7 protein-coding genes are annotated in these 21,855 nt (G+C 74.2%); 3 read left to right on the top strand and 4 right to left on the bottom strand.

What is annotated here, in order from left to right; translation table 11 throughout:
* Positions 1 to 276: 276 nt before the first annotated feature.
* Positions 277 to 999 carry an FAD binding domain-containing protein gene (locus ACF1DX_RS25115; protein WP_391793377.1) on the bottom strand — a complete coding sequence of 241 codons (723 nt, stop codon included), beginning with the start codon at positions 997 to 999 and terminating at the stop codon, positions 277 to 279.
* A 135-nt stretch (positions 1,000 to 1,134) separates the two neighbouring features.
* Positions 1,135 to 2,586 (bottom strand): WGR domain-containing protein, encoded by a 1,452-nt coding sequence (locus ACF1DX_RS25110; RefSeq protein WP_391793376.1) that lies wholly within the window; start codon positions 2,584 to 2,586, stop codon positions 1,135 to 1,137.
* A 131-nt stretch (positions 2,587 to 2,717) separates the two neighbouring features.
* Between ACF1DX_RS25110 and ACF1DX_RS25105 the strand changes: the two genes are divergently transcribed.
* A complete protein-coding gene (locus ACF1DX_RS25105; protein WP_391793375.1) occupies positions 2,718 to 14,528 on the top strand; it encodes an amino acid adenylation domain-containing protein in 11,811 nt (3,936 codons plus the stop codon).
* Here the strand turns inward: ACF1DX_RS25105 and ACF1DX_RS25100 are convergent.
* Positions 14,505 to 15,059: a tellurite resistance TerB family protein gene (locus ACF1DX_RS25100; RefSeq protein ID WP_391793374.1), complete on the bottom strand. Its 555-nt coding sequence runs from the start codon at positions 15,057 to 15,059 to the stop codon at positions 14,505 to 14,507. The two genes, ACF1DX_RS25105 and ACF1DX_RS25100, sit on opposite strands and share 24 nt — an antisense overlap.
* A 182-nt stretch (positions 15,060 to 15,241) precedes the next feature.
* On the opposite strand from ACF1DX_RS25100, the gene ACF1DX_RS25095 reads away from it, so the two are divergent.
* Together ACF1DX_RS25095 and ACF1DX_RS25090 are read left to right on the top strand one after the other, a co-directional pair.
* A complete protein-coding gene (locus ACF1DX_RS25095) occupies positions 15,242 to 16,300 on the top strand; it encodes an acyltransferase family protein (RefSeq protein ID WP_391793373.1) in 1,059 nt (352 codons plus the stop codon).
* 140 nt (positions 16,301 to 16,440) lie between these two features.
* Entirely contained in the window at positions 16,441 to 20,406 is a 3,966-nt protein-coding gene (locus tag ACF1DX_RS25090) for a metallophosphoesterase (RefSeq protein ID WP_391793372.1), read from the top strand.
* Positions 20,407 to 20,473: 67 nt separating this feature from the next.
* Here ACF1DX_RS25090 and ACF1DX_RS25085 read toward each other — a convergent pair whose 3' ends face one another.
* Entirely contained in the window at positions 20,474 to 21,736 is a 1,263-nt protein-coding gene (locus tag ACF1DX_RS25085; RefSeq protein ID WP_391793371.1) for a ricin-type beta-trefoil lectin domain protein, read from the bottom strand.
* Between the last annotated feature and the right edge of the window lie 119 nt (positions 21,737 to 21,855).

Raw genomic sequence — 21,855 nt, 5'->3', positions numbered from 1 at the left:
TGTCGGCCCACCTGTCCACTCTCGTGGGGACACGCCTCTCGGTGCCCCGGCACCAAAAGCCTCCCACTCATCGTATTTCAGTTCATATCGGGTCGTCCGGGGCCGGTCGTACGGTCTGCCCTGCGGGCGGAAGCGCCACCCGCGAAGGTGAGGGACGGGATTCATGCCGACGCCCGCGGGCCGGTGCGCCCGGCCATCGCGGTCAGCCGGACCGCACCGGGTCCCGTCGCCCCTCCGGAAGGGCCGCCGCCCTGTGCGTCCTGCTCCTCGCCGGCGTCAGCGGCCGGTGGTGCGGTCCAGGAGCGCGGTCACCTCACGGCGCACCTCGTCCCGCGCCTCGGCGGGCAGTGATCCCAGGTCCGTACGGTCCAGGGCCCGCAGCACCTCCTCGGCTCCGGTGTCGCAGGGCGTGGTCCCGCTGACCACCTCGTAGCCGTCCCGGACGGCGACGAAGAGGCGGTGGGCGCCGTCGCCGTCGGTGTGCACGGCGGTGGCGACGACGAGGGGCGGCGGCCCGCCCGCCTCACCGTCCGCCTTGTGGTATCCGCTGGCCACGGGGTCGCGCCAGCGGATACCGAGCAGCAGAGGGCGCTTGGCCACCACTTCGGCCAGGTCGGTCTCGTAGGTGCCGTCCCGGTCCAGTACGGTCGCCCGCGCGTCCAGGACCAGCGCCGCGGGCAGCAGACAGCGCAGGGTGCTGCCCACGATGTTGCCGCCGACGGTGGCCGTCCGGCGTACGGCGCCGGTGCCCACGGTGGAGGCCGCTCGGCGCAGCACGTCCGGCACCCGGTCGTCCACCTGGTGCAGCAGGACGGCGGCGCCCAGCGCCTCGCGTTCTACGAGGGTGGCCTGGGGGAGCTTGCGCAGGGACATGGCCTGCTCGGGGAAGCCGTCGCGTTGCCAGAGGGCCCATACGAGGGTGGCTCCGCCGACGGGCACCGCTCCTTCGGCCAGATACCGCTGGGCTTCGGACAGGGATGTGGGAAGACGCAACAGCACGACGGTCGACCTGCTTTCCTGAACGGGGCCGGGAAACCACGGCGTTTCACGGGGTGATCACGAGCACTGCATTGTCCGTACCCATGCGGGGGCGCATACAGGGCTCACGGGTTCGCCGAGTGCGCCCGCCGGCGGTCACTGGAGCCGGCGGATCTCCCCGCGCACCCGGTAGAAGCCGCCGGCCGCCGGGTGCAGCGCGTCCACGACGTAGCGTGCGCCGGGCACCCGTATCGCCCGCGGGAACTGCACGTTCCAGGACCCGTCGTAGCCGTCGGAGACGACGTGGACGCGCAGCCGGCCGTTGTTCTGGACGCATTCGACGACAACGGCACCGGTGGGGGCCTGGGCGACGGTCGCCACCGCGGTCGCGGCCGTGGCCGGCGCGTAGGTCGGCAGGGCCGCGGCGAGCTTGACGTCCCGCGCGACCGGCACCGTGCCCTGCTGCGCCGCGGAGACGGCGGCCTCGCTCGCGTCCACGCACACCAGGGAACCGTCCGTGGTCACCAGGTAGAGCCGCTCGTTCCGGTACTGCATGGACAGCGCCGATCCGCCTCCCGTGCCGAGCTTCCACAGGCGCGTGCCGTCCCGGTCGAAGCAGTAGACGGACGACGCGGCGTCACCGGCGAAGACGAACCGTCCGCCCGGGGAGGTGGCGCAGGAGTACACGGCGCTGTCACAGGCGTAGGTGGCCTCGATGGCGCCGGTCGCCTTCGACAGCCGCTGCACCACGCGGTGTGCCGTGCCGGCGTAGACGGTGTCGTCCTCCTGCCAGCCGAACAGCACCCCGCCGCGGGTGGGGGTGTGCCACAGCTCGCCGCCGCCGTCGGGCGCGTAGGCCGTGACGCCTCTGTGGTGACCGTGGTAGACGGCCCGGTCGTCGGCGCGGACCATCCAGGCGTGCTCGCCCTGGCTGCGGCGGGTCCACTGGTGCTCGTCCTCGTGGTCGATGACGGTGAGACGGCCGTCGCGGTCCGAGACGTTCAGCACGCCCTCGTGGATGTCCAGCCAGAAGATGTCGACGTCCGCGGCGATGTCGTAGGCGGCGAACGGCAGCTTCGAGGAGAGGTCGTAGACCCGGCCGTCGTCACAGCCCGCGTAGATCCAGAAGTCGTCCGCGACCAGGCACTTCACCCCGTCCGGCAGGCTGAAGCGGGCCAGCACCTCGCCCTCGTGGTCCAGGGTGAAGACGTCACCGGACTGGTTGCCGACCCAGCAGCGGTCGTCGTCGACGTGGATGCCGAACGCCGAGGAGCCGGTGCCGAACCGCCACAGCACGGGGGCCACGGCACGCGCGGTGGACGGGGCCGAGGCCACCTGACGGCGGGTCACCGCGCGCGGGGCCCGCTGCCCCCGCACCGCCGGCTCGTAGCCCTTGCGGACCTTCTCCCCCACCTTCTTCGCCGCGGCGGCCTGCGCCTTCGCGACCGTGGGGAACGTCGTCGTCTGGGTCTGCCCCGCCGCGCCGATCCTTCCGTAGCGCACCGTCACCGTCTGGCCGTCGACCGTCACTTCGTAGAACTTGTGCGCGGCGCCGTCCTCCTGCGACAGCTCCAGATACGTCGTCGACGCCGTGGAACCAGCGGACATGGCACACCCCTCCCCAGACGGAACCCGCGGCCGTTCCGCCGGGTCCTACTGATCGAACCGTAGGCGCAGCCACTGACAATGGGGTCGGTCATCGCCGCCGACCGGCCGCCCGCGCACGAACGAACGGACCCATGAACGCCGTAACGCTGCTGGACGTCCTGCTGGACGCCGCCCGCCGTGCCCCCGACCAGGTGATCGTCCATGTCCGGGGGGACGGCGCGGAAACGCCCATCACCTTCCGGCGGCTGCTGGAGGACTCCCTGCGGGTCGCGGGCGGTTACCGTGACGCGGGAGTCGCGCCGAACACCTGCGTGCCGGTGGTCGCGGACCGCGGTGAGGACTTCCAGCCCCTGTTCTGGGGCGCGCTCGCGGCCGGTCTGGTGCCGGTGCCGCTGGCACCCGACGTGCGGCGGGTCCGTCCCGTGTGGGAGCACCTCGGGCGCCCCCCGGTCGCGGTGGACGAGGCCTGCGCGGACGTGGCCGGCCAACTCCCGGACGATGCCCGGGTCCTGCGGCTGGAGGAGCTGCGGACGTCCCGCGCCGTCGGGTCGCCCGCCACCGCCGCCCCGGACGACCTGGCGTTCCTGCAGTTCTCCTCCGGCAGCACCGGGGCGCCCAAGGGCGTGGAGCTGACCCACGCCGCCGTGCTGGCCAACCTGCGCCAGCTGACCGGGGCCGCCGCGCTCACCGACCGGGACGTGGTGGTGAGCTGGATGCCGTACTTCCACGACATGGGGCTCATCGGCACCCATCTGGCGCCGCTCGCCGCACGGGCCAGGCAGGTGCGGATCGCCCCGCTGTCGTTCGCGAAGAACCCCCGGCTGTGGTTCGAGGTGGCCGCCGCGCACCGGGCCACCCTGCTGTCCGCCGCGAACTTCGCCCTGGCGCTGACCGTCCGCCGGGTCCCCGAGGAGGTGTTCGCCGGGCTCGATCTGAGCACGGTGCGGCTGCTCCTGGTGGGCGCCGAGCCGATCTCGCCGGCGGTGTGGCGGGACTTCACCGCCCGGACCCGGCCGTCCGGGCTCGACCCCCGGGCGGCGACGCCCGTGTACGGGCTGGCCGAGGCGACCCTGGCCGTCACGTTCCCGCCGCCGGGAGAGGTGGCCGTGCCCGTCGCCCTGGAGCGTGCCGCGCTCAGCCGCGGGCTGGCGGTGGAGCGGGAACCGGGCGTCGACGCGGTGGAGTTGATGGACGTGGGGCTGCCGGTGCAGGGCTGCTCGGTGCGTGTCACCGACGACCGGGGCCGTCCGCTGGGCGACCGGCGGGTGGGGCACGTCGAGGTGCGCGGTCCGCAGGTGGCCCGCGGGTATCACGGTCTGCCGGAGGCGACGTCGGCCGCCTTCGCCGACGGCTGGCTGCGCACCGGTGACCTCGGTTTCCTGCGGGACGGCCGGCTGTGTGTCAGCGGCCGGCACAAGGACGTGCTCTTCGTCAACGGCCGTACGTTCCACGCCCCGGACATGGAGGAGGTCGCGGCGGCCACACCCGGTGTGCCGCCGGGGACGACGGTGGTGGTCGGGTCGACCGACCCGGTGACCGGCGGGGAGCGGGTGGTGGTGTTCGTGGCCTGGGCCCGGCCGCCGCGTTCGGCGGCCGGGGTGCTGGACCGGGTCGCGGGGCGGGTGCGGGCGGTGCTGGGCCACGACGACGTGCGGGTGTTCGCGCTGCCGCCGTCCTCCTTCCCGCGCACGACCAGCGGCAAGGTGCGGAGGCGGCGGATGCGGTCGCGGTTCGAGGAGGGGGCGTACCGGCCCACGGCCGCCTCCGGGACGGTCCCGGCGGGCCGGGAGCCGCTGCGGCCGTCCGGCGGCCCGGCGCCGGCGCCCCGCTCCCGCGCTCAGATGCGGCGCGTGGTGCGGGAGGTCTGGGCGAGGGTGCTGGGCATACCGGAGCCGTCGTTCGGGGACCGGGACCGGTTCGCCGAGCTGGGCGGCGGCTCGCTCAAGGCGATGGAGGCGCTCGCCGAGCTGGAACGGGCACTGGACATGACGCTCGGGCCGGCCGTGATGCGTAACGACACGGTGGCCGCCCTCACCGACCACCTCCTGGACGCGGCGGGGCGACAGGATTCCGGGCGGCGGGAGACCGGAGTCGGTACGTCGTCCCGGGGCCCGGGGACCGCCGTGGTGGGGCTGGCCTGCCGGTTCCCCGGCGCGGATGCGCCGGAGGAGTTCTGGGAGCTGCTCACCGCCGGCCGCGACGCCGTGACGGAGGTGCCCGCGGGCCGCTGGGGCACGGCCGGGGCGGCGGAGGAGGAAGGGCGGTGGGGTGCCTTCCTGGACGACCCCGCCGCCTTCGACGCCGGGCACTTCGGGATCGGCACCGAGGAGGCGCGCGCGCTCGACCCGCAGGCGCGGATCTTCCTCGAACTCGCCCACGAGGCGCTGGAACGCGCCGGATACGCCGGGCCGCGCCGCCGCGGCCTGCGGATCGGCGTCTTCGCCGCCGTCGGCGACAGCGGCTACCGGCAGGTCCTCGCCGAGGCCGCCCCCGGCGGTGCGCCGCCGGACGGGGCCACCCTGACCGGCAACCTCCCGAACCTCGTCGCCGCCCGCGTGGCGCACTGCCTCGACCTGGACGGCCCGGCACTGGCCGTGGACACCGCCTGCTCCTCGGGCCTGGTGGCCCTGCACCTGGCCCGGCGCAGCCTCGCGGACGGCGAGTGCGACCTCGCGGTCGTCGGCGGCGTCAACCTGCACCTGACCCCGGCCGCGCACCGCTCCCTGGAAGCGGCGCAGGCCCTGTCGCCGACCGGGCGCGGCCGCGCCTTCGGCTCGGCGGCCGACGGGTTCGTACCGGGCGAGGGCGGGGCGGCGCTCGTCGTACGACGCCTGGCGGAGGCCCACCGTGACGGTGACACGGTGCTCGCCGTCGTCCGCGGCACCGCCGTCAACAACGACGGCACGTCGCTGAGCCTGATGGCGCCCAATCCGCTGCGCCAGCGGGAGGTGATCACCCGGGCGTACGAGGACTGCGGCGTCGACCCGGCGTCGGTGACCTACGTCGAGGCGCACGGCACGGGCACGGCCGTCGGCGACCCGGTCGAACTGCGGTCCCTGGCCCACGCCTTCCCGCCCCGCCCGGACGGCCGGCCCCGGCTGCTCGGCTCGGTGAAGACCAACATCGGGCATCTGCTGAACGCGGCGGCGCTGCCCTCGCTGGTGAAGGTCGTCCTGGCCCTCGGCCACGGCCGGCTGCCCGCCTCGCTGCACCACACCCCGCCCTCCCCCGCGCTGGAACGGTCCGGGTTCGCCCTCGTCACCGGGGAGACCGACTGGGTGTCGGACGGGCCCCGCAGGGCGGGCGTCAACGCCTTCGGTTTCGGCGGCACCAACGCGCACGCCGTCCTGGAGGAGGCCCCGCCCGCGCCGGTGCGCCCCGCGCGCCGGGCGGGCGACGTCCCTCGTCTGCTGACTCTTTCGGCGGGCAGCGCGCAAGGGCTGGAGGCGTGGGCGTCGCGGCTCGCGGAGCATCTGCGCGCGCATCCGGAGCTCGACGAGGCCGACGTCTGCGCGACGGCCGGTGCGGCGCGGGACGAGCGGCCCCACCGGCTCGCGCTCGTCGCCGACGGCGACCTGCCGGAACGGCTCGCCACGGGGCAGGACGCGGTGACCGGGACGGTGACGCACCGGCCCCGGACCGTCTTCGTCCTGCCCGGTCAGGGCGGCCTGCGGCCGGGTCCGGGCGCGGCGCTGTACGCCACGGCGCCGGCGTACCGCGCCACGCTCGACGAGGCGTCGGCGGTCGTCGGAAGGGTGTGCGGGCGGGAGCTGACGGACTGGTGCGTCGACACGGACGTGACCGAGGACGACCTGGCCACGACGGAGGTGGCGCAGCCGTTGCTGGTCGCGCACGGGGTCGCCCTCGCCCGGCAGTTGACCGCCTGGGGCGTACGGCCCGACGCGGTCGTCGGGCACAGCGTCGGCGAACTCGCGGCCGCCTGCGTGGGCGGGACGCTGTCCCTGCGCGAGGCGGTCACGTTCGCGGCGGAACGGGGCCGGCTCATGGGCGGGTCGACCGCACCGGGCGCCATGGCGGCCGTACTGGGCGCCGGGGAGCGGGAGGTGGCCGCCCTGGTGGACGCCTCCGGGGGTGAGCTGGCGGTCGCGGCGTACAACGGGCCGGGGCGGCTGGTGATCTCCGGCGTCCCCGGCGCGGTCCGCGAGGCGTCGCGGCGGCTCACCGAACAGGGCGCGGTCGTACGTCCGTTGCGGGTGTCGCGCGCCTTCCACTCCCCGCTGATGGAGCCGGTCGCCCAGGCCCTGGCGGACGCGGCGCGCGGGCTGACGCCGACGGCGCCCACGACGCCGGTGATGAGCACGCTCACCGCCGCGTGGCAGCCCCCGATGACCCCGGACCACCTGCGCGAACACGCCCTGCGCCCGGTGCGGTTCGGCCGGGCGGTGGCACGTCTGGTGGAGGAGGGCTACGACACGTTCGTGGACCTCGGTCCGACCCGGACGGTCGCGGCGGACGGCGATGTCTTCGTGATGTCCGCGGTCGGAGCGGCGGGCGGGGCACGGGAGTTGCTGGAGACCGTGGCGCGACTGTGGACCCGGGGCGTACCGGTGGACCGCACGGCACTCGACGCGGGGCACCGACGGGTCCCGCTCCCGCCGTACCCGTACCGGCGACGCGCCTACTGGCCCGGGCCCTCAATGCAGGGCTTGCTGTACGACGTCGTGTGGAACAGCACGCCCACCGCGGGCAGTCGTGCCGCTGGGGTGGCAGGGGTGGGCGCGACCGCGCCTCGCAAGCGCCGAGCAGCGCCCCCTGACCCCCGGCCCGCCCCGAGGCACCCCGCCGTCATGGTGACCGGTGCGGATCCGGCAGCGGTACGCCGACTGGCGGACCGACTCGCCGCCCGAGGAGCGGATGACGCCGAGACCCCGGACACCGTGGTCCTGCTCGCCGAAACGGCCCGACCGCGAACGGCGGCGGACCTGACCCGGCACCAGCACAAGGCGGTCACGGCGCTACGTGAAGCACTCGCGCTGCTCGACCGAACCGGCGCCCGCCGCCTGCTGGTGGTGACCCGGGACGCACACGTCACGGGTCACGGCCCGGAGGACCCGGACCCCGCCCAGGCGATCCTCGGCGGGCTCGCCCTGGCCGTGCCCCAGGAATCCACGGGGGTGATCGCGAACTGGATCGACCTCTCCTCCCTCGACGACGAGGAACAGCACCTGCGGGCGCTGCTCGCCGAGGCGTCGGCGCCGCAGGCGGAGGGAGCCGTCGCCTGGCGGGCCGGGCAGCGCTCGGTGCGGGCCGTCGTGCCGCGCACCGGGGAACACACGGCCCGTACGGCCCCGTTGCCCGTCAACGGCACCTACCTCATCACGGGCGGCGCCGGAGGCATCGGCTCCGCACTGGCCCGGCACCTCGCGGACCGGGCCCGCCCCGTCCTCGTACTGGCAGGACGCTCCCCCCACCCGCCCCAGGGCCTGCTGGAAGAACTCACCGCGCTCGGCGCCGACGCCCGCTACGTCAGGGCCGACCTCACCGTCCCCGACGACGTCGAACGGCTCGTCGCCGGGCTGCCTCCGCTGGACGCCGTCTTCCACGCGGCCGGAGTCGCCCGGCCCGGCAGTCTGCGCGGCACGGACGTGCGGGAGACGGTCGACGCGCTGGGCGCGAAGACACTCGGCACCGTCCTGCTGGCCGAGGCGCTGGACCGGCACGGGCAGCGCCCCGGGGTGTGCGTCGCGTTCTCGTCGGTGTCGTCGGTGCTGCCCGGCCTGGCCGGCGCCCTGGGCGCGTACGCGGCGGCGAACGCCTTCCTCGACTCCTTCGCCGGCGCCGAGCGGCGGGCGGGCCGCCCGTGGCTGTCGGTGAACCTCGGTCCGTTCGGCGAGACGGGCCTCGCCGCCGGGGGCGCCGGCGGTCTCACGACCGCCGCGGGCCGGCCGCTGGCGACGGCGCCCGCACTGGCGGCCCTGCGGTCGGCCTGCGGCACGGACGTGGCGCAGCTGGTGCTCGCCGATCTGACGCCCGTGGCGCCTCCCGCCGTGCCGGTGCCGCCGCCCACGGCCGACGGGGCGGGCGGGCGGACCCCGGCCTCCTCCGGTACGGCCGCCGTGCTGCGGGAGCTGCTGGCGCGGTCCCTCGAGGTCCCGCCGACGGCGGTCGACGACGACACGCCGTTCCTGACCCTCGGCCTGGACTCGCTGGGCGCCGTCGACCTCGTCAAGCGGCTGGAGCGGGAGCTGGGGCGGTCCCTGCCCACCACGCTCTTCTTCGAGCACCGGACGGTGCGCGAACTCGCCGCCCACCTCGACGGCCGGGCCCCGGACCGCCCGGACGGCGAGCCCTTCGCGCTGACGCCCGTCCAGCTCGCGCTGCACACCAGCAGCCTGCTCCACCCGGACGTCCCGGCGCGCGGTCATCTGCGGCTGACGGTCCGCGGCCCGCTCGACACCGGCCTCCTCGGCCGGGCGCTGGCGCACCTGGCGGAGCGGCACGGCATGCTGCGGCTGCGGGTGGACGCCTCGGGCGTACGGCCGGCGCAGCGGGTGGCGGCGCCGGTTCCGGTGGCGGACTGGTACGAGGTGCTCGACTGCGCCGCCGAGGACGTGGCCGACGTCGAGTCCGCCGTGTGCAACCGGCCCTTCGACCTGACGGCGGGCCCGCCGGTGCGTGCCGTACTGCTCCGCCAGGAGCCGGAACTCGCGCATCTGCTGCTGGTCGTGCACCACGCGGCCGCCGACGGGTACAGCCTCAACGTCCTCGCCGAGGAACTGTGGGCCTCGTACACCGCGCTGTGGCACGGGGAGCCCGCACCGCGGCCGGTGCCGCCGGCGCCGGACTTCGCGCGGTACGCGGCGAGCGTCCGGCACTCCGGTGTGCCGGACGCCGTCCGGCACTACTGGGCGGAGCGTCTCGCCGCGCGCGGCGCGCCCCTGCGACTGCCCTACGACGGTGATCCCGACGCACCCGCGACCGGCCCGATCGTGCAGCACCACGGCGCGTTCGACGCGGAGTCGAGTGCCGGTCTCGAACGGCTCGCCGCCGCGCACGGTGTGTCCCTGTTCCACCTGCTCCTCGCCGCGTACGTGCGCTGCCTCGCCCGGTGGACGGGGCGCCGGGACGTCGCCGTGAACGTGGCCAGGGCGGGCCGCGACGACCGCTTCGAGGGGGTGGAGCGGCTCGTCGGTCCGCTCGCCGACACCCTGCCGCTGCTGTGCGAGGTGGACGACGGGGAGCCGGTCGTGGCGCTGGCGGAGCGGCTGCGCCGCCGGTGGCTGGAGAGCGAGCGGCACGCCGGGGTGAGCAGCCTGGACCTGGCCGGCATGCTGCCCGGCGACGGTGCCGGACCCCGCACGGTGAGCCCGGCGGGCTTCAGCTTCGCCCGGTTCCCGGCCGCGGCGGCCCCCGGCTGCCCGGTGGAGGTGGAGGCGACCGCGGCCGGCACCGGGTCGGCGACGACCCGGCTGTCCCTGCTCTGCTGGGCGGACGGTCCGGTGCTGCGCGTGTCGTGGAACTTCCCGGCGCCGCTGTTCGAGCGGGCCACCGTGGCCCGTCTGGACCGGGAGTTCCGCGGGGAGCTGGCGGCCGCCTCGCGCACTCCCGCCGCACCGGTGCCGTCCCCCCGGCCAGACGGACACGTTCCCCTGGTCACCCGGCTGCTCGACCGGTTCCGTGCGCGCTCCGGCGCGACCGCCGTCGACGCCGGGGAGGCGTCCCTCACCTACGGGGCGCTCGACCGCGCCTCCGCCGCTCTCGCGGCACGGCTGCATGCCGACGGTGTCCGTCCCGGCGACCTGGTCGGGCTGCTCACCGAACAGGGCGCGGACACGGTGGTGGGTGTGGTGGGCATCCTGCGGGCCGGGGCCGGCTGGGTCCCGCTGGATCCGGAGCACCCCCGGGCGCGGCTGGCCGATCAGCTGACCCGTACGGGTGCCTCCACGGTGGTGTGCCACTCCCCCACCCTGGGCCTCGCCCAGGTCCTGACCGGCGTACGGACGGTGGCGGTCGACCCCTCGTCCGCCGACGGCCCGTCGGACGACGACGGCCGCCCCGTCGCCGTCGCGCCGGATCCCGGGGCGGTCGCGTACGTCATCTTCACCTCCGGGTCGACGGGGCGCCCGAAGGGGGTGCCGGTCACCCACCGGGCGATGGAGAACTACCTCGACTGGGCCGTCGGCACCTTCGGCTACGGCCCCGGCGACCGTCTCGCGCAGACCGCGTCGCCGTGTTTCGACGCCTCGGTGCGCCAGTTGCTCGCGCCGCTGATGGCGGGCGGCACCGTGGTGACCGTGCCCAGGCACCTGCTGCGCGATCCCGAGCTGCTGCTGGCGCACGTGGAGCAGGCGCGGGTGACCGTGTGGAGTTCCGTTCCGACGCTGTGGGAGCAGCTGCTGTCCGCCGCCGAGGTACGGGCGGCGCGGGGCGTGGCGCCCGTGGACCTGTCGGCGCTGCGCTGGGTGCACGTCGGCGGTGAGGCGCTGCCCGTGGAGCACGTGCGGCGCTGGTTCGACCTGTTCGGCAGCGGCACGCGCATCGCGAATCTGTACGGGCCGACCGAGGCGACCGTCAACGCCACCTGTCACATCATCGAGGCACGCCCGGACGACGAGGCACGGCGGCTGCCGATCGGGCGGCCCGCGGCCGGTGCCCTGCTGGAGGTGGTCGACGACGGCGGTGCCGTGTGCGGGCCGGGTGAGGCCGGGGAGCTGCTCATCGCGGGCACCGGTCTGACCTCCGGCTATCTGGACGAACCGGAGCTGACCGCCCGGGCGTTCACGATGCGCGGGGGGCGGCGCTGGTACCGCAGCGGGGACCGGGTGCGCCGGTCGGCGGACGGCGTCCTGGAGTTCCTGGGGCGGCTCGACGACCAGGTGAAGATCCGCGGGAACCGGGTGGAGCCGGGAGAGGTGGAGGCGGCGCTGCAGACCTGTCCCGGTGTCGGGCGGGCCGTGGTGCTCGCGCACGAGGGGCGGCTGCTCGCCTTCGTCACCCCCCGGACGGGGGCCGAACCGCCGGTCGCCGGTGAGGTGCGCCGGCATGTGGCCGGGCTGCTGCCCTCGTACATGGTCCCGGCGCGGATCACGTGCGTCGACGCGCTGCCGCTGACCGGAACCGGCAAGGTGGACCGGTCGGCGCTGTCGGCGGCGGACGCCGGTCCGGGCACGCCGTCCGGTGACGGGAGGACTCCCCCGGCCACGGCGACCGAGCGGCGGCTGGCGGCGATCTGGTGCGAGGTGCTGCGGGTGAGTGCCGTGTGCCGGGAGGACGACTTCTTCGAACGGGGCGGTGATTCGCTGCTCGTCCTCCAGGTGTTCGCGCGGCTCGCGGAGCGGACGGGGCCACTGCCCCGGCCGACCGTGATCTACCGTCACCGCACCCTCGCCGCCCTGGCGGAGGCCGTGGACGCCGCCGCGGGAGGGGACTCCGTGGCCGCGAACTCCGCCACGGAAGGGAACTCCGGGGCCGCGAACTCCGCCACGGAAGAGGACTCCGGGGCCGTGAACTCCACGCCCGTCCCGGCCGGTGACCAGGACCCCGGCCCGTTCCCGGTCACTCCCGGTCAGCGCGGGTTCCTCCTCGCCGAGGCGCTCTCGCCGGGCGGCGGAACGTGGCTGGCGCGGCTCCGGCTGTCCGGGCCGCTGGATCCGGACCTCTTCCAGCGGGCGGTGGACGTGCTGGTGGAGCGCCACGGCATGCTGCGCACCGTCTTTCCCGCCGGTGCCCGGCCGCCCGTTCAGCAGGAGCTGCCCCGGTCGCTGCGGCTGCCGGTCGACTACGAGACGGTCGCCGGGCCCGCCGAGGTGGACGAGCGGGCCGCGACCGAGGCGGAGCGACGCCTGGAACCCTGGGCGTGGCCGTTGATACGCCTGCGGGTGCTCACCCTGGCGCCGCGGGAACACGTCCTGCTGGTGCACGCGCACCATCTCATCGGCGACGGCTACAGCTCGGCCCTGCTGGTACGGGAACTCACCGAGGTGTACGACCGGTTGGCGGGAGGCGCCGTGCCCGGCCCGCCCGCGCCGCGGGCCGGCTTCCGCGACCACGTTCTGGTGGCGGCCGGGTCCGGCGCCGGCGCACCGGCCGCGGCGGAACGCCGGGCCCGGGCCGGCCGGCTGAGCGCCCCGTACCGGCCGCCGGTGCTGCGCACCGCCGCCGTGGGCGGCGACCACCGTTTCGAGTCGGCCGGGTTCACGCTCGACGCGACACTGACGGCCGCCCTGCGCGAGGTCGCCTCGGCCGCGCGGACCACGCTGTACGCCCCGCTGCTGACCGCCTACTACCAGGAGCTGACGGCGGTGACGGGCCGGCCGGATCTGGTCGTGGGCCTGGCGGTCAGCGGCCGGGACGGTGCGCTGCCCGACGCGCACCGGATCTTCGGGCCGTTCGCCGGCGCCGTACCCGTGCGGCCGGCCGGCGCGGCCGACGCGCCCCTGACGGAAGGGGAGTTCGGTGACGCGCTGCGCCGGATCGTGGCGGAGGCGGAGGAGGCGCGCGCCCACGAGGACGTCGTTCCCCGGCACGCCGACGGTCTGCCCGTGACGTCGCAGTTCTTCTTCACCCACCTCGACTTCGCCGCACTGGCCCCGCGGGGCGACGGTGTGCTGCGGGCGGAGTGGGAGGCGGCGGACAGTATGTTCCTGCCGCCGTCGTCGGCGACGGACCTGTTCATGGCGGTACGGCCGGACGGCGACGGGCTGCGGGTCACGGTACGGGGCAGCGCCGCCGCGTTCTCGCCGGACGCGCTCGACGGCTTCGTCCGCTCGGTGCGCGGCCGTCTGGTGCGGGCGGCCGGGAACCGCCGGGTCGTGGTGCCCCCGCCGGGGAAGCGGCGGGGGACGATGGACGCGGCTCTCGTCGGTTATCTGCCGGCGCCGGAGCACCTCGCGCGGCTGGCCGGCCTGCCCGAGGCGGCGCTGCCCCGGGCCGAGGTGCGCGCCCTGCTGTTCCCCGGCGGCGGGCCGAGGCTGCTGGAGACGGTGCGCACGCCGCTGGGCCGGTCGGGTTTCGTGTGCGTGCCGCTGTTCGCGGACGAACTCGGGCGGGGGGCCTCTCTGGTGGACCACACCGCTCGCGCGGTGTCGCTGGCCGCCTCCCTCGGCGCGCGCTGTGTGTCCCTCGCCGGGATGATCCCGTCGCTGACCGGATACGGCTTCGACGTGCTGCGGCACCGGCGGTACCCGGCGGCGGTGACGACGGGACACGCGGCGACGGTGGTGTCGGTGGTCAGGACGGTGCACGCGGCGCTGGACGCGACCGGCCGGGACCTCGCGGACCTGGACGTGGCGTTCGCCGGGCTGGGTTCGATCGGCGCGTCCTCGCTCGAACTGCTGCTGTCACTGGCCGCCCGCCCGCCCCGGCGTCTGCTGCTGTGCGACGTGCGCGGCAGCGGGCCACGGCTGCGGGAGCTCGGTCGGCGGCTGCGGGAGCGCGGGCTGGCCGGCGAGGTGGAGGCCGTCGAGGCACAGAGGATGCTGCCGGACGCCGTGCACGCCGCGGATCTGCTGGTGACAGCGGTGAGCGGAGCGACGGCGGTGCTCGACGTCGACCGGCTCCGGCCCGGTGCCGTCGTGGTCGACGATTCCTTCCCGCACTGCTTCGACACCGGACGGGCCCTGGCCCGTATGCGGGAACGGGGCGACGTCCTGGTCGTGGGCGGCGGGCTGCTGCACGTCGGCAGCACCGGCCGGGAGGTCGCCGACGACCTCCCGGCCGCGGCGGCGGCCGGCTACCTCGCCCAGCCCTGGATCGAGGGAACCCTGGCCTCCTGCCGCACCGAGTCCCTGCTGCGCGCCTCGGACGACCGGCTGCCGCTGGTGCACGGCCTGGTGGACGCGGCGGTGGCACGGGCCCACTGGGACGCCACGGAGGAGGCCGGGGTCACGGCGGCACCGCTGCACCTGCTCGGTCACACCGTCGCCCCGGCGCCGGGCGCCGGTCTGCCCGAGCCGCCGTCAGATACCGAACTCCGCAGGTGACAGGCCGAGGGCCGAGCAGGCGTCGCGCACGGCGTACTGCTCGGCCGGCTCGAAGCTGCCGTCGGCCCCGGCGACGACCATGCCGGTCTGGACGACGGCCCGGGCCTCGGCCGGCTTCTTCGCCGCCTTGGCGATGTCCTCCAGCGCCCGGGCCTTGCCCAGCTCGAAGTTGGCCGTGAGCCGGTCCACGTGCTCGTTGAACCGCTTGCGGAGCTGGTCCGCCGGGAAGTTCTGCAACACCTCGTTGGAGACGATCAGTTCCTCCACGCGCTGCCGCTCGGCCGGGTCGACGCGTCCGTCGGCCGCGGCGACCAGCGCGCACATCGCCATGCTGGCGTCCCGGTAGGCGCCGCTCTTGAGCTCCGCCTTGGCCGACGCGAGCTGGGACTTGAACAGCCCCATCAGCTGGGCCTTGGAGCCACCGCCCGAGGAGGAGGAGCCGTGCCCGTGCTGCTGTCCGCTCCCCGTCCGTGCGCCCTGGGACTGCTGGAGGGCCCTGGCCTGTTCCTTGAGCCGGTCGAACATCGCCACTTGGTGCCACCTCTTCTGTCGCTGTCACGGTCCGTCCGGTCAAACGGACGCGGCCGCGACCATGTTCCCGGACGGCAAAAGAAAAGCAAAGCAACCCCGGAAACCGACGGCACCGGGCATCCCGGTCAGCGGCCGAGCGGATCGCAGGTCTGGCCACCCGCGGGACGGGTGAGGCGCCCGGGATGTCGTCGCCCGGCATCCCCGCCGCCGTCCCCCGCGCCGAACAGGACGACACGTCCCGGCGGGCGCCTCGGCGTGACGCGTTCTTCGACAACGCCAAGTACCTGGCGATCGTACTGGTCGCGGTGGGACACGCCTGGGAACCGCTGTGCGACGGCAGCCGGGCCGTCAGCGCGCTGTACATGCTCGTCTACGCGTTCCACATGCCCGCGTTCATCGTTCTCGCGGGCTACCACTCGCGCGGCTTCGACGGCAGCCCGGAGCGCGTCAAGCGCCTGGTCACCGGCGTCGCCCTGCCGTACCTCGTGTTCGAGACGGCGTACACCTTCTTCACCCGGTGGACGGACGGCGTCCCCGACCGGCCGGTCACGCTGCTGGAGCCGCTGTACCTGACGTGGTTCCTGGCCGCGTCGTTCGTGTGGCGGCTCACCACGCCGTTGTGGAAGCTCGTGCGGTGGCCGGTCCCCGTCGCGCTCGTCGTCGCCGTGCCGGCGACGGCGTCCCCGTCGCTCGGCGAGGACCTCGATGTGCAGCGCACGCTGCGGTTCCTGCCGCACTTCGTGCTCGGTCCCCACCTCCGCGCCGAGCACTTCCGGGCGGTGCGCCACCGCCGGGTGCGGATGCCGGCCGTGCCGGTGTTCGCCGGCGCACTGGCCGTGGCGTACCGGGCGGTCCCCCGGGTGACGTCCGCCTGGCTCTACCACGGGGACAGCGCGCAGGAACTGTCCGCCCCCGCCTGGTACGGCCCCGCCGTGACCCTGCTCCTGTTCGGCTGCTCGCTGCTCCTCGTCGCCTGCTTCCTCGCCTGGGTGCCGGGGCGGCGGACCTGGTCCACGGGGCTGGGCGCGGCCACGCTGTACGGCTACCTGCTGCACGGTTTCGTCGCGCAGGTCAGCAAGTACTGGGGCTGGTACGACCCGGGCCGGCTGTACCGTCCGCTCGGCGAGGTCACGGTCACCCTGGTCGCCGCCGTGTTCGTGACGGCGCTGTGCGCACCGCCGGTGCGACGGGTCTTCCGATGGGCGGTGGAGCCGAGGAGCGCCTGGGCGTTCAGGCGCTGACCGGACCGGAGACCTCCTTTCCCTGATCGTTCACGGCTGCTCCCCCCGCGTTCATCCGCGCCGCCCAGGATGCGCCATGGGCATGCCCGCATCAGCCGGTGTGCCCTTCACCGTGCGGCGAACAGGGAGGGCTGCTGCTGATGCGGACAGGACAGCGGCGAAGACGGCAGGGCGGCGGAACCGGAGCGCGGCGGCTCACGGGAGCGGCGCTCGCGGCGCTGCTCCTGGCGGGCGGCACCACGGCGGCACAGGCGGCCCCGAAGCCGCCCGCGGAGCAGGCGGGTCCGGCGGCGGAGTCGAGCCTGCCGGACCTGGTCCCGCCTGACGGGACCTATCTGGAGGGCACCGAACACCTCGCGGCCACACCGACACTGACCGGTGACTCCGTGACGAGGCTGGCGGTCGACGGGAAGCAGGTCGACGCGGAGCGCACGGTCGGGGTGTCCCGGCTCACCTTCGACGTCGGCTCCAACTCGACGGAGGCCCGCTACCACAACCACATCGTGGTCAACGGCGGCTACCGGGCCGGCATCGGCGACCTCGTCAACGAGCGGGGCACGATCGAGATACCCAACGAGCACCTGGTCAAGGGCGAGAACACGATCGAGGTCGTCGCCGGGACCGTCGAGAGCTCCTGCGGCACCAACCACGACGACTTCGTGCTCTCGGACATCGCCCTGGAGCTGCTCGGCGAGCGGGCCGACGGCGAGGAGAACGAGTACACCTACTCCTTCGGCGACGGCAGCTGCGGCACCAACACCAGCCTGCGGACGAAGGCGACCCTCACCTTCTTCGCCCTGTCCGACCCACGGGGCACCACCGGGCTGCGCGCCGACCTGGACACCACGAAGCTCCGCAACGGCGCCCACGTCCTCAGCGCGACCACCGCGTCGGGCAAGACGGTCGAGAACGACGTGACCGTCAACAACGCGCCCGCGGGCGCGCCCCGGCTGCTGCCCGAGGACGGCACGCTGGTGGCCGGCCGGCGGACGGTGTCCGCGAGCCTTCCGGCCGGAACCGACGGCGGCGTCGGGTCGCTGACCGTGGACGGTGCGGCGCCCGTCACCGAGGCGCACCTCGGCAGCGGCGCGGCCGTCTTCTCCTTCGACGTCGGGTCGAACTCGATCGACGACAAGTACGACAACCACCTGCTGGTCAACGGCAAGCGGATCGACCTGGGCGGCACCTGGGTGAGCCAGCGGGTGGAGATCGCGGTCCCGGCCCGCCATCTGGTGCCCGGGGACAACATCATCAAGGTCGTCACCAGCGCCTACCGGGAGAGCTGCGGCGACAACCGCGACGACTTCGACATCGCGCACCTCGAACTCGCCCTGGACGGCGGCACCGTCACGGGCCGGGACATCGCGGACTCCTACGCCCTGGGCGACGGTTCCTGCGGCGACAGCGACACCCGCCTGCGGGAGGCCGAGCTGCACTACTCGGTCGACGCCCCGGCCGTGCACGTCAGCGACACCCTCGGCGCCGGGACCGCGACCCTCGGCTTCACCGTGGGCGGCAACTCGATCGAGGCCCGCTACGGCAACCACGTCCTGGTGAACGGCCGCAAGCAGGTGCTGGAGAGCGACTTCGTCGAAGGCCACGTCGACCTGGCCTTCCCCAACGAGTGGCTCGAACCCGGCTGGAACACCGTCGACTTCGTCGCCGGCACGTTCCCCACCTCGTGCGGGGACAACCGCGACGACTTCGCCGTCTCCGGCATCACCCTCACCCCGGCGAACGGCACCGCCACCGGACGGATGCTCAAGGGCTCGTACAGCCTGGGTGACGGGAACTGCGGGGACAACGTCAACCCGCTGACCGAGATCGACCTCGAGTTCTTCGTCGAGGGCCCGGCCCAGGGCCTGCGCGCCGACCTCGACACCCGGCGGATCGACGACGGCGCGCACACCCTGGCCGCGGTCTCCCGGTCCGGTGAGAAGGCCACGCGCAGGCTGGTCACCGACAACTCGGCGCCCCGGGTCGCCACCAGTGTCCCGGCCGCCGGGCAGCGGATCACCGCGTCGGTCGTGCTCGACGTCCGGCTGGAGGACGCGTCCGGCGTGGTCGAAGGACCGTCGGTGAAGCTCGACGGCAAGCCGGTCGAACCCGGCACGGCCATCGGTCCCGGACTGTCCGCCGGCGCCCACACCCTGTCGGTGTCCGGCACCGACAGCCTCGGCAACACCGGTACCCGCGAGGTGACGTTCACCTCCGCCGGCATCCCGGACACGCCCGAGGGCCTCACCCCGAAGGCCGGCACGACCGACGCGGGACGCAGTGTCCGGCTGTCGGCCGAGGTGGCCGAGCCCGACGGGGGCACGGTGAGCGCCACGTTCTCCGAGGCCGAGATCCTCACGCCGCGGCAGGTGCACGAGGGGACCGCGGACGCCGTCCCCACGACGCTGCGGGTGCCGGGCGAGCGCCGGGTGAAGGCCACCGGCCTCGCGCCCGCCGACGGCAGGACCCTCGACGCGCCCGCCGCCCAGGAGGTCACCTACCAGCGCTTCGACGTCCCGGTGAAGGGCCGTACCGACGCGCCGGTGCTGCGCTGGGAGGGTGTCATCGACCCCGAACGGCTCGCCGCGCTGCGCGTGTGGAACACCGCGGCGAAGCGGTGGGACGTGCTGACGAGCGCCCGGGGCGCCGCCGGCGGGAACACCGTGCTGACGGCGGTCGTCGACCGCGCGTACGTCGACCGGCAGCGGGTGCACGTCATGGTGACCGGGGAGGACCCGTTCGCCGACGACATCGAGGCCGGTGACCCGGACCGGTTCGCCGACCCGGACTCCTACGACTTCTCGATCGTCCACTTCACCGACACGCAGTACCTCTCCGAGGGCGCGGTGGAGCAGGAGACGGCCGCGGAACGCGCGGTGTGGGAGAAGGCGTACGGGGACGTCACGCGCTGGATCGCCGCCAACAAGGACGAGCGGAAGATCGCGTACGTGGCCCACACCGGCGACATCATCGAGAACAACATCCGCAAGCCCGCCGACGAGGCCACCCAGCGGCAGGTCGTGGGCGAGATGGAGGTGTCCTCCCGGCAGCAGAGGATCCTCGACGACGCCAACGTCCCGAACGGTGTGATCGCGGGCAACCACGACAACCAGTCGGGCACCGAGAACGGACCGGACGCCCTCTACAACCGGTACTACGGGCCGGACCGCTACCAGGCGCTGTCCGACGGCTGGCGGCACGCCGAGTACGGCGGCCCCTGGAAGCCGGGCGACAACCAGAACCACTACGACCTGTTCTCCGCCGGCGGTGTCGACTTCGTCGTCGTGGGCCTGTCGTACGGCGTCACCAAGGAGGAGGCCGCGTGGGCCGCCTCCGTCTTCGCCCGCCACCCCGACCGCAACGGCATCCTGCTCTCGCACGACTACCTCGCGCCGAGCGACAGCCCGAACGGACGCGGCGCCCGGTTCTCCGCGCCCGACGGGGCGATGCTGTACAAGACGGTGGTGCAGGACAACCCGAACGTGTTCCTGATCCTCGCCGGTCACGAACACGGTGTCGGCACCAACGTGAAGCCGAAGGTGGGCGAGGTGTCCCACGGGGTCGTCGAACTGCTCGCGGACTACCAGTTCTACACCGTGTCCGCCGACCGGCTCGGACTGACCGAAGTGGGCGGCTACCAGCCCGACGACCAACTGCGGTTCGGTTCGAGCTTCTTCCGGATGCTGCAGTTCGACGTCGACCGGTCGGAGCTGACGGTGGACACCTACTCGCCGCTGCTCGACGAGTTCGGCGCCACCGAGTACGACGCGGACCACCGCTACGACGGCACCGAGGACAACATGGTGCTGCCGGTGGACCTCAACACCCGCACCACGTCGTTCAGGACGGACTCGCTGGCGCTGTACGACCCGGTGCGCGTCATCGGCCGGGACAGGGTCGGCTCCGGTGGGACCGCCTCGGTGACCTGGAGGAACCTCAAGCCGGGCACGGCCCACGCGTGGTTCGTCACGGCGCGTTCGGCCGGCGGCGGCGTGACCGCGTCCGAGCCGAGCGTCTTCGTGACGAAGGACGCGGGCGGCCGGCCCGGCAGCTGGGGTCCCGGCGTACCCGGTTACCCGTGGTTCACGTCCGCCGGAACCCGGCGGTGACCGGCTGAGACACACCGCTGCCCCGGACCGGCCGGTCCGGGGCAGCGGTGTGTCCGGCACCGTCGGTTCAGCCGACGGTCCACTTCTGGTTGGCGGCGCCGGTGCAGGTCCAGATCTGCAGCCGGGTGGCGTTGGCGGAGCTGTTGCCGGTCACGTCCAGGCACTTGTCGGCCTGCGGGTTGACGATGTCGCGGGCGGCGGTGACGACCCATTTCTGGGCGGCGCTGCCGTTGCAGTCCCACAGCTGGACGGGCGTGCCGTCGGCCGTGCCGCCCGAGGCGACGTCCAGACACTTGCCGAGCGCGCGGATCGTACCGTCGGAGCCCACGGTCCAGTTCTGCGCGGAGGTGCCGTTGCAGTCGTAGAGCTGTACGGCCGTGCCGTTGCAGTCGTAGAGCTGTACGGCCGTGCCGTTGGCCGTGTTCGCCCCGGCGACGTCGACGCACTTGCCGGCCAGGCCGCGGATCGCGCCGCCGGTGGACGAGTCGCTGGTCGTCACCGACACGTGGTCCACGACGAGTTGCTGCGGGAAGACGGTGGAGCCGTCCGGGTCGCCGGGCCAGTAGCCGCCCACCGCCAGGTTGAGGATCAGGAAGTACGGCTTGTTGAACACCCACTGCTTCCCGCCGAGGTCGGCGGGGGTGCGCCGCTGGTAGACGTTGCCGTCCACGGACCAGGTGATCGAGTCCGGTGCCCAGTCGACGGCGAAGGTGTGGAAGGCGTCCGCGAAGGCCTGGCCGCCCGGCAGGGTGTAGCCGGCGCCGATGCCGCCGGAGCCCGAGTAGCCGGGGCCGTGGATCGTGCCGTGGATCGTGGAGGGTTCGAAGCCGACGTTCTCCATGATGTCGATCTCGCCCGAGTCCGGCCAGTTGACCGGTGTGCCCAGCATCCAGAACGCGGGCCACATGCCCTGCCCGCGCGGGACCTTCATCCGCGCCTCGACGTGCCCGTACTGCGCGGTGAACTTGCCGGAGGTGTTGAGCCGGGCCGAGGTGTACTGGCAGGTGCCGTACCAGCACTGGTAGTTGGCCGGGTTCTCCTTGCGGGCGGTGATCACCAGGTGGCCCTGGCCGTCCAGGGCGGCGTTCTTGTTGCCGGACGTGTAGTACTGCCGCTCGTGGTTGTTGACGTTGTCGCCGGTCTCGATCTGCCACTTCGAGGAGTCGACCGCGGCGCCGGCGGGACCGTCGAAGGTGTCCGAGAAGGTCACGGCGGCCGCGGCGCCGGCATCGGCCGGTTCGGCCGTCGCGGTGCCCGCCGCACCGGAGGCGACGAGCGCGGCCGACATCGCGGCGATCAGCCATCTGCGGAGTCTGCGCGGAGAGGACATGGCCCTCCCTTTCCGTACGGCGACCCGGAAGGAGGGGTGCGCCGACCGTGGTTGTGGGGGTGGAGGTACAACCACTTGATTTAAGAAGTGAGATAAGACGGCGTCAAGAGTCTGGTCCA

It is taken from the genome of Streptomyces sp. NPDC014676 (genome assembly GCF_043084105.1).
In the GTDB taxonomy this organism is placed as follows: Bacteria; Actinomycetota; Actinomycetes; order Streptomycetales; family Streptomycetaceae; genus Streptomyces.
This window is presented reverse-complemented; position numbering and strand designations above follow the sequence as displayed.